The sequence below is a fragment of the Prochlorococcus sp. MIT 1303 genome, assembly GCF_001631965.1.
Taxonomy (GTDB): Bacteria; Cyanobacteriota; Cyanobacteriia; order PCC-6307; family Cyanobiaceae; genus Prochlorococcus; species Prochlorococcus marinus_D.
In genome coordinates this window covers 47,271-60,072 of sequence record NZ_LVHK01000037.1, presented here as the reverse complement: position 1 = coordinate 60,072, position 12,802 = coordinate 47,271, and the positions used below count along the sequence as shown (strand labels likewise).

Genomic DNA, 12,802 nt, shown 5'->3' with positions numbered 1-12,802 from the left:
TCAAATAATCTGATTATCTTGAGGCAAGACCTCAGCATGACTTGGTGAGAGAAGAGGTGTTAAAACCCCGTCAAAGATAGGTTCAGCGGGCCCCGTCATAAAAACAGAACCCCTACGTCCTGGCCAACTGATCTGCAACACACCACCTGGTAAAAGAACCTCCGCATGGTCATCAGAAAGACCTAGCAAACAAGCTGCTACAAGAGATGCACAGGCTCCTGTACCACAAGCCAGGGTTGGTCCCGACCCACGCTCCCAAACGCGAATTTCAAGTTGATTCGGGCTGTGTATCTTCAAGAAATGAACATTTGTCTTGGCTGGGAAGGCGTGATGTTTTTCAAGTCTTTGTCCCCAATTTTCAAACGGAATACTTTCAAGATCTTCAACAGGCACGATCACGTGGGGATTACCCATTCCTACTGCTGCAACATGCAATGATGTACCACCCAAGTGGCACTCGCCCTGGGGCAATCCAGCAGAACCGATTGTCAGAGTGGTAGGTATCGATTCTGGATCTAAGAATGGAGATCCCATATCGACGCAAATTTGTCCATCTTCCCGCAAAATTGGACAAATTATTCCTGCTAGGGTTTCTATGTTCCACCGCTGAACACACAAATCTCCTTCGATATCAGCCAAGAAACGTGTTAAGCAACGGATGCCATTGCCACACATCTCGGCCAGGCTGCCATCAGCATTGAAAATTTGCATTCTCAGATCACCATCAGCCCTAGGTGGTAAAGCAAGAATCAGCCCATCAGCTCCAATCCCGAAGTGTCGATCACAGATTTTTCGTACCCAGGCTGGATCAGGATTGATCACTTGTTGAGTCAGCTGATCCTCACGCCCATCAATCAGGAGGAAGTCGTTGCCGAGTCCCTGATATTTGCTGAACTGCAACATAACCAGCATGTAACGATCCCAATCCTATGGAGACCCCCCCTCTCAATCCCAGCCTTCCAGGGATTCGTCTGATTCAGAGTTGGGTGCGCGATGAGATCCCTCTCAGTCTTGAATTAGCTGATGGGCTCCGATTGGAAGGCCGCTTGCTTTGGCAGGACCCGGAATTCCTTGCCCTGGAACGGCCTGGAACGAGTCAACCTGTACTGATTAACCGTCGGGCTGTACTGATAATTCGTCCACTGGGCTAACTCAACTCCCTAGCGTCATCTTGTTATGGCACGATCGAAAGTTGGTGAAACTTGTACGTGACGGAGTCTTTCCCTTCAACGTCTGCCTCCAGCCAATCCTCAGCTCGATATGACCCTATTGAGCTTGAAACGCGTTGGCAAAAGGAGTGGTTACGACAAGGATTAGATCGAACGCCAGTCGCAGAAACTAACCAGAAACGCTTTTACGCCCTATCGATGTTCCCTTATCCATCAGGGAAACTGCACATGGGCCACGTACGCAATTACGTGATTACCGATGTGATTGCCAGGGTGCAGCGCATGCGAGGTGATGCGGTACTTCACCCAATGGGATGGGATGCCTTTGGCTTGCCAGCTGAGAATGCAGCCATCGCCAGAAACGTAGATCCAGGTGATTGGACAGACCAAAATATTGCCCAAATGAGGGCCCAGCTTGATCGACTGGGTTTGTCGATTGACTGGGACCGGCAACAGGCGACTTGCCATCAGGACTATTACCGCTGGACCCAGTGGTTGTTCCTTGAACTTTTTGCGGGTGGATTGGCTTATCAGAAGGAAGCGACAGTCAACTGGGATCCCGTCGACAAAACTGTTCTGGCTAATGAACAAGTCGATGGCGAGGGTCGTTCATGGCGGTCAGGCGCTCTTGTGGAACAGCGACAACTCAAGCAATGGTTCCTGCGAATCACCGACTATGCCGATGCGTTAATTGATGACCTTGATGAATTGACTGGTTGGCCCGAGCGTGTCCGCACGATGCAAGCCAATTGGATTGGTCGCTCTCATGGTGCTGAGATCAAGTTCAGAGTCGCTGGTGTAGCCAACTCAATCATCACGGTCTTCACAACACGGCCAGACACACTTCACGGTGCAAGTTATGTGGTTTTGGCACCTGAGCACCCCTTGGTGGAATCCCTAACAAGTCCGCAACAACGTATTGCCGTTACTGCATTCTGTGACCTTATAAGCCAACTCAGCGTCAAGGATCGCACCGCTGAGGACCAACCAAAACGAGGGGTCCCGATCGGTGCACAGGTGATCAATCCAGTCAATGGTGAATCACTACCCGTTTGGATTGCCGATTACGTATTGGCTGACTATGGCTCAGGAGCCGTTATGGGAGTACCCGCTCATGATGAGCGGGATTTCATCTTTGCTCGCAGCTACGAACTACCGATACGCATTGTGGTTCAGATGCCAGATACAGACGAGCATCACAATGATGGACAAGCCTGGACCGGAGCCGGAGTACTTGTAAATTCCGGTGTCTTTGATGGTCTCTCCACAGAGGAAGCGAAGGCTGCGATTACAACCCATGGAGCCTCTGAGGGTTGGGCTCAAAGCAAAGTGCAATACCGTTTGCGCGATTGGCTCATTTCTCGTCAGCGCTACTGGGGTTGCCCGATCCCTATCATTCACTGTCCAAACTGCGGGATCGTTCCTGTTCCGCAAGAGGACCTACCTGTAACCCTTCCTAGGGACATAGATCTTTCAGGAAAAGGAGGGTCCCCCTTAGCGCAAGAACAGGATTGGGTTGAGGTAAAATGTCCTATTTGTGGTGAAAACGCTCACAGGGAAACAGACACGATGGACACCTTTATGTGTTCTTCATGGTATTACCTACGTTTTGCTGATCCACTCAATAGTCAACGTCCATTTGATAAAGCTATTGTCGATCAATGGTTGCCTGTTGATCAATATGTAGGTGGTATTGAACATGCAATCCTCCATCTCCTATATGCACGCTTTTTTACCAAAGCACTCCACGATAGAAATCTGATTGGCTTCAAAGAACCATTTAATCGATTACTTACTCAAGGCATGGTTCAAGGGCTCACCTACCGCAATGCTAAAAATGGCAGTTATATTTCTCCTGAGCTTGTTAGTGATGATAGTGATCCGAGGGACCCAGAGTCTGGAGACACACTAGAGGTCCTGTTTGAAAAGATGTCTAAATCAAAATATAATGGCGTTGATCCTGCCGTTGTAATTGATCGATACGGTGCCGACACCGCTAGAATGTTCATACTTTTTAAAGCGCCCCCAGAGAAAGACCTGGAATGGGATGATGCAGATGTTGAAGGTCAATTTCGTTTTCTGCAACGACTTATTCGTCTGATTGATAGTTTTGCATGGCCTAAGACTGATGGTGACAATGCCTCCATCTCTTCGGCAAACTTGATCATAGATTCAGCTGATCTCAGTGAAGAAGAGATCAACATGAGAAGAGCTACTCACAAGGCGATAGAAGCAATAACTGAGGATTTAAGTGGTGACATTCAATTAAATACAGCCATCTCCGAACTCATGAAGCTATCCAACTCCTTGAGTGGAAAACTAGATAAGGTTCGTACTGAAGTGGCTGCAGAGGCTCTTTCAGTTTTAGTTCGATTAATGGCACCCTTTGCTCCTCACCTTGCAGAAGAGTTCTGGCTGAAGCTTCATGGGCATGGAAGCATCCATCAACAATCCTGGCCTGTAATCGACCCAAGCGCACTAGTACTCGAAACGATTGACCTCGTCATTCAAGTCAAAGGGAAGGTACGTGGAACAATCCAGGTTCCTGCTAACGCAGACAAAAAGACATTAGAAGAATTGGCCTTAAACAGTGACATCGCCGTCAAATGGTTAGATGGTCAACCGCCTAGACGGATCATCATTGTGCCAGGTAAGTTGGTGAACCTAGTGCCATAGAAATGATCAGCCTTTACTGAAACGTAGTGAAGTCGGAATTCCCCAATCACCTTCTGCAAGGTAACCACGCTTATTGGCAGTTAAATGCCTCATGATCCAAAAGATGGCTTCTTCTGACCCATCTCCAATCACTTGATGGATTTCTCCAACTGAACGGTCGACACCATCAGCAAGCAAGGCTTCAACTCGAGACTGCAAGTTAAGGATGGCAGCGGCCGCTTTCTTACCTGATTCCACTCCAGGCTGGTGATACGCATTAATATTGACAAGTTCACCATATAAACCAACTGCCCTCTCAAACAAAGCAACTAATGCGCCGAGTCGACGAGGATCAAATCGACGCATCGAAATACTGAGACTCTGACGACCTCCCTGACTGAGCGCTGCGCGAGTGCCTTGCAGGAAGCCATCGAGAAAATCACCTGGATGCTCATTGTTGATCGCCGGTATGTTCTCAACATCCTCAAGCACCTCAATAAATGTGGCGAAGAAATTGTCAACACCATCGCGTAATTGCTGCACATAAGCATGTTGATCAGTTGAACCTTTGTTGCCATATACAGCAAGGCCTTGATGAACAACATTGCCATCCCGATCTAGACGCTTGCCTAGCGACTCCATTACCAGCTGTTGCAGGTAACGACTAAAGACCTCAAGGCGATCTCTATATGGAAGTACAACCATGTCACGACGTCCAAGCCCATCTCCTGCAACAAACCATGCAGCGGCCATCAAAGCTGCTGGGTTGCTGTGCAGATCAGACACACGTGTGGCCTCATCCATTTGGGCAGCACCAGCAAGAAAATCGCGGGTATCACAACCAATCAATGCAGCCGGCAAAAGGCCAACAGCACTCGTGATGCTTGTTCTACCGCCAACCCAATCGAACATGTCAAAACGCTTAAGCCAGGATTCCTTCTGTGCAAGCTGATCTAACTGGCTATTGAGCATCGTCACGGCAACGGCCTGACCCGCCCAACGACCTCCCATCTCTTCGAGACGTTGACGAGCCTGCTCCATGCCGAGGTGTGGTTCAGGAGTCGCACCAGATTTGCTTACCGTGACAACCAAAGTCGTGCTCAGGGCATCTCCAAGATTGGCAAGAACGCGACTCATGCCATCAGGATCCACATTGTCGAAAAAATGGAATCGCAATCCCTGCTCTGCATTCTGAAGAGCACGAATCATTAATAAAGGTCCTAGGCCACTGCCTCCAATCCCGATCCAAAGCACATCGGTGAACTGTTTGCCATTGGGGGCTTTGATGAGGCCATTGACGATATTGCTGCCAAAGGTCTCAATCAGGTCAATTTCTTTGGCAATGTGATCACGGACCTCTTGATCAGGCGCCAGATGCGGCTGCCGCAGCCAGTAGTGGCCAACCATCCGCTGTTCATCAGCATTAGCGATAGATCCCTGTTCCAAAGCCTTCATGGCCTTGAAAGCCTGATCAAAGCGTGGCCCTAGCCGCTCAAAATCTTCTGCATTGATATGCATTCGGCTGATGTCCAGCCAAATTCCAAGATCGTTGTGATACCAAAGCAAATTGTTAAAGCGATGCCACTGAACCTGGGCATCGCTGGCGCTGAAATCCGGGAAACTCATCAGCTGATGCACGTCGCTCACAGCTCGAAACTATCCACGATCAAAACGCTTGCCCATTTTCTCAGACACTCAGGCTAACCTCGCGCGATGATCAAGACTCTTTTCAGACTCCTACAAACGCTCAAAAGAGGTCTTCGACTAACCAACTTTGTAGTCCTGGCTTCGCTTTTCCTGGTTCTCATGACAGAGAATCATGGCCGGCATGCAAGCCATACACGGCAAGCACCACCGCTGAATATTGCAACCGTTAATCACCTTGATCCAACCGATTTCACAGCAGAAGAGCTCAGATATCTTCAAAAGCGTTTCGGGGTCCATGGCCCTCAGACGCCTTTAGCTCAGTTGTTCACACGAGGAATTGATCACCTCCAGCCACTGCGAGCTCAGACAGTCAATCGACTGGATGGATTAAAACCTGCGATCGTGCGCGAGTCCAAGCGATACCGCATCAACCCAATGCTGGTCACAGCGATCCTTTTTGATGAAATTCAGCATTCAAAACCAGGCGAAGACATCCCTTTTGTGGCTCATTCCGGTCTAGTGAAGACCCATGGGCCAGCCCAATTAGGCATCTCTGAACTCATCCATCAAAAACGTTTGCCTCAGCATCCAACGGCAGAACAGATTTCAAGTGCACGTAACTTGCTCCTCAATCCAGAATCTAATATTGAGTTACTTGCAGGAAAGATTGCGCGTCTAAAGGATGACTTAGGCTTACCTTCTAATGCCTTAATCCAAGCTAGTCGCTCTTATAAACATGCCAAGGCGATCGCTACACTGGCTTATCTCCATAATGGCAAGCTTGACTATCCCGCAAGAATTCTTCGTTATATGCAAGATCCTGAACTACATGGTCTGATTTATTCCCAACGTTCTTCAGCCCAACTGCCCTTAATCTGAGGGACTGCTACTTACACAAAGATAACCAATCGCTGCCAGTCTTCGCTGTAGATTTGACCAATCAAAACTACGGGGATCTGATCGCTCACCTGCCAGATCAACATGCTGATGAGTAGTGATATTTTCTGGGGGAATATTGAAACGATCCATCCAGTCTGCCAAGACTAAAGCAAGAGAATCATATTGATTTTCGCTATAACCACTATGATTTAAATAGCCATTGCGACCATCCCATGGTGTCTCTAGGCTGACATGCAAAGCGAAGTTATTGACGGATCCGTTGAAGCGTGGATTTGTCACAACCCACTCACCAAGAAAAGCAGAATTCCCTGCTCCATAAGCTCTATTAATTGGGTCTACAACATCAATGATTCGTCCATCCAGGGTAATTAATGTGTGGTAGCTAACTTGATCTTCATCCTTCCGATGATAATCTTTAAATGTATAGAGTGCAGAATGATACGAATCCGTAGTCTCATGCAGAATCACGACACTAGGTGTTGGATCAATTCGACGACCATAAAGATCCCAGCGATATCTTTTACCATAATTGGATGAATCAATGACTACATTATGACGCTCAGTTGCTAGTTGCTCTTGACGGCGTTTAAGACTTTTCTTAAGGCCTTGATCGATATCAGAACATTGTTTTGAAAGTGGCGATGACCATGATATTGCCCGCGGCGGTTTTTGTTGACTTGTTGATGGCAGGTCTTTAGTTTTCTGATTGTATTCATCAGAGAATTGCCCAAGTCGTTCTAGACGACTTTGTAGGCTTTGACTTAATTTTGGCTGATTATCACGAATACTCTGCTTTGCATGCCAGATGAATATTGTCAAACCGCTAAGCGTAAGCATGACTACAATTAGGAATCGTTTAGTTTTGCTGCTCATAGACATAACCAGAGTGGTTAAATAATCTGAAACCATCGATCCCGTAGATTGCTTAACTCAGATGGTGCCTCAGAATCAATAATAATCTCCCAGTGATCAACTTGGGGCAAACCACTCGAAAGTTCAGTTTCACTAAGTCGTCCTCGTCTTGAATAGATTATCGATACAGGCTCTTCATTTGAGATAAGTTTGCATAAATCATCGACCTTACGCAATCGAAATCCACCGACAGCAAGCAATTCATCTCCAACGACAAGACCTGCATGATGGGCGGGACTAGACGGAGAAACTCGTGACACCAAAACAAGACCCTCTCGTTCAACTAAGGTAAGCCCTGTTTCTCTTTTGTTTGAATATCTCTCTTCAAACCTCAGTCCAAGATCTTTAACTATCGAAGTCAACGGGAGAGAGTCAGGTTGATCAAGCCATGCATCAACCTCATTCGCAGTATTGGGATCGAACTTGGCGATGGCAGCTTTGATGTCTAACCTTGAATAGCCTCGATGACTACGACCAAACTTCCGCCAAAGGTCACGGAGTACTTGCGTTAATGACGAGTTTTGTTGACGCAGGCGAACATCCAGGCAAAAGGCCATCGCAGCACCGAGCTTGTAATAGCTGACCTGTGAATCGGCACTAGCCGGTGTTGCTTTATATAATTTCACCCAGGCTTCACGTGAACTGTCAGCCAAGCTCTGTAATTGACGACCTGGGTTGATTAATAGTGGTGAAAACTCTAGAGATAAATCTTTTAGTAATGCTGAGCGATCGCTCAACCCAGCAAGGAATGGCAGGGTGAGGTCAAGGTAGCTAGTGATTCCTTCAGCGAACCAAAGTCCATCACTAATTACAGCTTGGGAATAATCATAAGGTCGATATTCACTGGGTCGAAGACGTCTCACATTCCATTGATGCAAATACTCATGCCCTATCAATTGTAGGAGCTTCCGATAACCATCAGGTTCAGTTAATTCACGCCAGGAATAATGCAAAACTGCGCCATAATCATGCTCAAGACCTCCATAACCAGTTTCTAACATATGAATCACTAATTGGTAGAGATCTCCAGCTGGGGGAGGTTCATCCATTAGACAACAGGTAGCTTTACAAACAGCGCTCACATCATTTACAAGGTTTGCCGGCCATCCCATAGGAGGATCGCCTATGCAGAGAAGTTGATGAGAATTTTTTTTGACAACAAAGGGCTGAGAAACGAAACAGCCAGCATGAACAGGAGCATCGACAAGATGATCAAAATCCTTAGCCCAGAGAGTTTCCTCTCCAGCTAGAGGAACGTAGGCATTCCAACCCGCTGGTAGGGCAAGGGTGAGGCAATGAGGAGTCCAACGCTGACCATCGATTTCCATCACAGCAGCCGCAAGACAAAGGGATGCAAACTCCGGATCTAAGTAGCAGGTCCGCACAGTGAGCTGTCGAGCCTCAATGACATAGCCAAGGGTGACAAGATCAAGAGTGTCTAGATCAGCCTTCCAACCACTTGGACCGATCCGTTGCACTTGACAATCATTTGAGGGTTGAGAAAGGCTCAGACTGTGGAGATGCTGAACATGGTCTCTAATGGTGTATGAGCCTGGGGTCCATATCGGCAGAGACCAGCTCTGACGATGTGTTCTTGGCTTCCATTTCAGGCTGACCTTAAAGGTCTGACTTGCCTTGTCACACAGATCAAGATGGACTTCAACAACCTCGACCACCTCACTCAACCTCAAAAACAAGCTCAGACGTTATGCAACAACTGTAATGGTCGTCGTAAAGGGTATCTTGACGGAAGATGTTCTGGATCATGGCCTTGAGCCATCTGCATGCTTGACTTTGTCAAAAAAAAATCATGGATCGCAGAAGGGGTTCCAATTGGAGGCTGAATATAGGAATTAGGTTGTTAATTGGATGTGCTTAGAGCATGCAGCTGGTCTTCTCGATCGTCAACAAGATGAACAACTTAGATAAAAAGGAGAATTGTCTGACCAGCGCTTCTTCGCATCCTCGTCAGAACAGTTGCTATGAAAAGGATGTGAAGCGATCGCTGATCTGGCCCCCCCCCCAGGCCAGCCCAAAATTCAACCCTCGCTTAAACCTTGGCGTGATGGCATCAGGGAATGGCAGCAATTTTGAAGCCCTGGTTAAAGCCATTCAAAATTCTCAACTTGATGCTTCTATTTCCATATTGATAGTTAACAACCCTAATTGTGAAGCACGTCGTCGAGCTCAACGACTAGGTGTGCCGTGTGTCATCCACGATCATCGTGAATTTAGTAGTCGAGAAGAACTGGATAAGGTCTTGGTAAAGACATTCACCAACCATGCTGTAGAAGGCGTGGTGATGGCCGGCTGGATGCGAATCGTCACCCCAGTCCTGATTACTGCTTTCCCGAATCGCCTTATTAATATTCACCCATCTCTGCTACCTAGCTTTCGCGGTTTAGATGCAGTTGGGCAAGCACTAAAAGCGAGAGTTCCTATTAGTGGTTGTTCCGTTCACCTGGTTACACCTCAAGTAGATGACGGTCCGGTGCTTGCGCAAGCTGCAGTTCCAGTCTTGAGCTCAGACGACCATCAGAGCCTCAGCGAAAGGATCCAGCGCATGGAGCATCAACTGCTTCCACTATCTGTTGCTCTTGCAGGCCAGAATTGGAGAAACGAAGCTCAAAATTAAGGGTAGAAGGTTAGTAAAGACATCCCTGTGGTTGGTGGCAATCCAGCCATCAGGTTTAGACATTGAACCCCTTGACCAGCTTGTCCTTTAATCAGGTTGTCGACAGCGCTCATCAAGACAAGCCGGCTGTTGCGGTTGTCGACCTGAACAGAAAGAACAGCTTTGTTGGAGTACTTCACCCACTTAGTCGCTGGATACGTTCCCACAGGAAGAACATCGATGCAGGGATGATGTCGATAGACCGCTTTAAGCACAGTTGTGCAGTCCTCAGCGGTCAATCCAGGATCTCTCAAGCGTCCATAAACCGTCGCAAGCAGTCCACGCACCATCGGTATGAGATGGGGTGTGAACTGAAGCTCAATCGGTTGTCCGGCAACCTCACTAGCAAGTTGTTCGATTTCTGATGTATGTCGATGCCCAACCACGCCATAAGGCATGATCGACTCCGAGGCCTCTGACAGAAGAAATTGTTCTTTGGCCACCCGCCCTCCACCAGAGGTGCCAGTCTTTGCATCGATAATCAAACCATCGTTTTCGATCAATCCCTGTTTTAGAAAAGGCAGCAAGGGCAACAGACTTGCGGTTGGGAAGCATCCTGGTGCAGCTACAAGATTTGCAACTGCAATGTCAGGTCCCTTCCATTCAGGTAACCCATAAACAGCCTCTCTACAAAGCTGAACATCATCTCGATTGAGGTTTTGAGCTTCATGGACATAAACTTGTTTCCATTGTTCCAGTGAGCGATAGCGAAAGTCAGCAGAGAGGTCTACAACCCGAACATTGCGCTTCAGCAGTTGCGGTGCTAACTGGCAGGCAAGTCCATTGGGAAGGCTGAGGACTGCGTAATCGGCGAATTCAGCGATCTTGTCAGGATCGGGAGATTGAACTTCAGGATCATCAGGGATGGGTAAAAAAGGGCAAAGCTCACTCCATCGCCTGCCGGCACTTCGTTCGCCGCCCAGGTAGGTGACATGGAGCTGAGGATGGTCCTCAAGCAATCTGATGGTTTGAAGACCGCCGTAGCCCGTAGCGCCGATAACCGCTACTCGGCTGCCTCGAACCTGAGAAATGTCAGAGGCTGGAGAGCGATGGGTACTTTCCATTGCCTTCATCGGACGCCGGCTGATCGTACTGGTGTCGATAATGAACCCAGTACGATCAGCCCTAAGGCTCTGAGGACTTTTCCTATACCCGCTGAATCGGTCGATATCCGCTTCGACGACATTTCTGACGCACTTGCCGCGATCCGAAACGGTGAATGCGTTGTGGTTGTTGATGATGAGCGTAGAGAAAACGAGGGCGACCTGATTTGTGCTGCTCAGTTCGCTACGCCTGAGCAAATCAATTTCATGGCAACAGAGGCTCGTGGTCTGATCTGCCTTGCGATGCAAGGCAGTCGCCTAGATCAACTTGACCTGCCACTGATGGTTGATCGCAACACAGATGCCAACCAAACGGCATTTACCGTGAGCATCGATGCAGGCCCTGAGAAAGGGGTTTCTACTGGTATTTCAGCGGAGGATCGAGCGCGCACGATTCAAGTTGCACTGCATCCGGAGACTCGTCCAAGAGACCTGCGCCGCCCAGGACATATTTTCCCACTTAGAGCGAGTCAAGGAGGTGTTCTCAAAAGAGCTGGGCATACCGAATCCGCCGTGGATTTGTCACAGCTGGCAGGACTTGCTCCAGCTGGCGTGATCTGCGAGATCCAAAACTCAGACGGATCAATGGCAAGACTGCCGCAATTGCAAAACTATGCGCGGCGTTGGGGACTAAAGCTCATCAACATCGCCGATCTCATTCGTTACCGTCTTGAGAACGAACGCTTTGTATACCGTCAAGCCACTGCCGAGTTACCAAGTCTCTTTGGCAGTTTTCAGGCAATCGGCTATTTAAATGGTTTGGATGGATCAGAACACATTGCTCTAGTCAAGGGCGATCCACGAGAACTGAAAGAACCAGTTTTAGTACGCATGCACTCCGAATGTCTTACGGGAGATGCTTTTGGATCACTGCGCTGCGATTGTCGCCCCCAACTTGAAGCAGCGTTGGCTCGCATTGAACAGGAAGGTGAAGGCGTAGTTGTTTATCTCCGCCAGGAAGGTCGCGGCATTGGTCTAATTAACAAATTAAAGGCCTATAGCCTTCAGGATGGTGGTCTAGACACTGTTGAAGCCAATGAAAGTTTGGGTTTCCCTGCAGATCTGCGCAACTACGGGGTTGGTGCTCAAATTCTCACTGACCTTGGCATTCACCGTTTACGCCTACTTACAAATAACCCACGCAAAATTGCTGGACTGGGTGGATATGGCTTACAAGTCGAAAGTCGTGTTCCCTTGGTGATCTGTCCTGGAGATCACAACGCCGCTTATTTAGCTGTAAAGCGGGAAAAACTTGGACACTTGATGGATGTTGGTAAATCAGAGCATCAAGCTCCAGAAGTTGGACCTTTTGTTGTAGTTGCCTGGGACGGTGAGGTGAACGCAGAGACGCTGGCTAAGCTGAGGACCCGTGCACATGATTGGGCCACAAACAATGAACTGGAGCTCATAGCAGAAAGCTCACCCCGTTTACTTGCCCTATGGGATCGCCCCCTCTTTGTATGGCGTGTATGTCCACGAGTCAAAACCTCTTCTGAGGTTTCATCAAATCCACTTAAAAAAGCATCGCTGGAGTTACTGCTTCAAGAATTGATTCAATGGTCAGGGAGCCGTAGGATTGGTCTTCTGCGTACTGACCGCGCTGAGCAAGCAATGCATCCTCCTCAGGATCTAAAGAGAGAAGAGCGGTCATTGGCAACACTATTTAAAGATGATTTTTCCCCACTAAAAGATTGGGATGCCTCTAGCTTTCCCAATCTGATCCTTTGGTCGTGAAAGAGACC

General features: G+C 48.2%; 10 protein-coding genes. 5 read left to right on the top strand and 5 right to left on the bottom strand.

Features of this window, described 5'->3' with window-relative positions:
- Positions 1–903: a diaminopimelate epimerase gene (gene dapF, locus PMIT1303_RS04330; protein WP_369818703.1), complete on the bottom strand. Its 903-nt coding sequence runs from the start codon at positions 901–903 to the stop codon at positions 1–3.
- 26 nt (positions 904–929) lie between these two features.
- Here dapF and PMIT1303_RS04325 point away from each other — a divergent pair, with 26 nt between their 5' ends.
- Together PMIT1303_RS04325 and leuS are read left to right on the top strand one after the other, a co-directional pair.
- A complete protein-coding gene (locus tag PMIT1303_RS04325; protein ID WP_063397662.1) occupies positions 930–1,151 on the top strand; it encodes a hypothetical protein in 222 nt (73 codons plus the stop codon).
- 57 nt (positions 1,152–1,208) lie between these two features.
- Positions 1,209–3,845 carry a leucine--tRNA ligase gene (gene leuS / locus PMIT1303_RS04320; RefSeq protein WP_063397661.1) on the top strand — a complete coding sequence of 879 codons (2,637 nt, stop codon included), beginning with the start codon at positions 1,209–1,211 and terminating at the stop codon, positions 3,843–3,845.
- Positions 3,846–3,851: 6 nt separating this feature from the next.
- On the opposite strand, the gene PMIT1303_RS04315 is transcribed toward leuS, so the two are convergent.
- On the bottom strand, positions 3,852–5,450 hold the full coding sequence (locus tag PMIT1303_RS04315; RefSeq protein WP_063397683.1) for a glucose-6-phosphate isomerase: 1,599 nt from the start codon (positions 5,448–5,450) through the stop codon (positions 3,852–3,854).
- Between the two features lie 87 nt (positions 5,451–5,537).
- Here PMIT1303_RS04315 and PMIT1303_RS04310 point away from each other — a divergent pair, with 87 nt between their 5' ends.
- Complete coding sequence (locus PMIT1303_RS04310) at positions 5,538–6,350, top strand: hypothetical protein (protein ID WP_063397660.1); 813 nt, start codon at positions 5,538–5,540, stop codon at positions 6,348–6,350.
- Here PMIT1303_RS04310 and PMIT1303_RS04305 read toward each other — a convergent pair.
- Together PMIT1303_RS04305 and PMIT1303_RS04300 are read right to left on the bottom strand one after the other, a co-directional pair.
- Positions 6,342–7,280 (bottom strand): N-acetylmuramoyl-L-alanine amidase, encoded by a 939-nt coding sequence (locus tag PMIT1303_RS04305; protein ID WP_063397659.1) that lies wholly within the window; start codon positions 7,278–7,280, stop codon positions 6,342–6,344. The two genes, PMIT1303_RS04310 and PMIT1303_RS04305, sit on opposite strands and share 9 nt — an antisense overlap.
- Positions 7,262–8,959 carry a PDZ domain-containing protein gene (locus PMIT1303_RS04300; RefSeq protein ID WP_063397682.1) on the bottom strand — a complete coding sequence of 566 codons (1,698 nt, stop codon included), beginning with the start codon at positions 8,957–8,959 and terminating at the stop codon, positions 7,262–7,264. Before PMIT1303_RS04300 ends, PMIT1303_RS04305 begins: the two co-directional genes overlap by 19 nt.
- 236 nt (positions 8,960–9,195) lie before the next feature.
- Here PMIT1303_RS04300 and purN point away from each other — a divergent pair, with 236 nt between their 5' ends.
- Complete coding sequence (purN, locus tag PMIT1303_RS04295) at positions 9,196–9,918, top strand: phosphoribosylglycinamide formyltransferase (RefSeq protein WP_369818704.1); 723 nt, start codon at positions 9,196–9,198, stop codon at positions 9,916–9,918.
- On the opposite strand, the gene argC is transcribed toward purN, so the two are convergent.
- Complete coding sequence (argC, locus tag PMIT1303_RS04290) at positions 9,915–11,021, bottom strand: N-acetyl-gamma-glutamyl-phosphate reductase (protein ID WP_063397657.1); 1,107 nt, start codon at positions 11,019–11,021, stop codon at positions 9,915–9,917. The two genes, purN and argC, sit on opposite strands and share 4 nt — an antisense overlap.
- Here argC and ribBA point away from each other — a divergent pair.
- The gene (gene ribBA, locus PMIT1303_RS04285) at positions 10,902–12,794 is read left to right on the top strand and encodes a bifunctional 3,4-dihydroxy-2-butanone-4-phosphate synthase/GTP cyclohydrolase II (protein ID WP_231901313.1); all 1,893 of its coding nucleotides are present in this window, start codon (positions 10,902–10,904) and stop codon (positions 12,792–12,794) included. The two genes, argC and ribBA, sit on opposite strands and share 120 nt — an antisense overlap.
- Positions 12,795–12,802 lie beyond the last annotated feature (8 nt).

What these genes read in the sequence shown, in the direction of transcription:
- dapF (WP_369818703.1), bottom strand. Translation starts at nt 903, where the DNA reads ATGTTGCAGTTCAGCAAATATCAGGGACTCGGCAACGACTTCCTCCTG.
- PMIT1303_RS04325 (WP_063397662.1), top strand. Translation starts at nt 930, where the DNA reads ATGGAGACCCCCCCTCTCAATCCCAGCCTTCCAGGGATTCGTCTGATT.
- PMIT1303_RS04315 (WP_063397683.1), bottom strand. Translation starts at nt 5,450, where the DNA reads ATGAGTTTCCCGGATTTCAGCGCCAGCGATGCCCAGGTTCAGTGGCAT.
- PMIT1303_RS04310 (WP_063397660.1), top strand. Translation starts at nt 5,538, where the DNA reads ATGATCAAGACTCTTTTCAGACTCCTACAAACGCTCAAAAGAGGTCTT.
- PMIT1303_RS04305 (WP_063397659.1), bottom strand. Translation starts at nt 7,280, where the DNA reads ATGGTTTCAGATTATTTAACCACTCTGGTTATGTCTATGAGCAGCAAA.
- purN (WP_369818704.1), top strand. Translation starts at nt 9,196, where the DNA reads ATGAACAACTTAGATAAAAAGGAGAATTGTCTGACCAGCGCTTCTTCG.
- ribBA (WP_231901313.1), top strand. Translation starts at nt 10,902, where the DNA reads ATGGTCCTCAAGCAATCTGATGGTTTGAAGACCGCCGTAGCCCGTAGC.
- argC (WP_063397657.1), bottom strand. Translation starts at nt 11,021, where the DNA reads ATGGAAAGTACCCATCGCTCTCCAGCCTCTGACATTTCTCAGGTTCGA.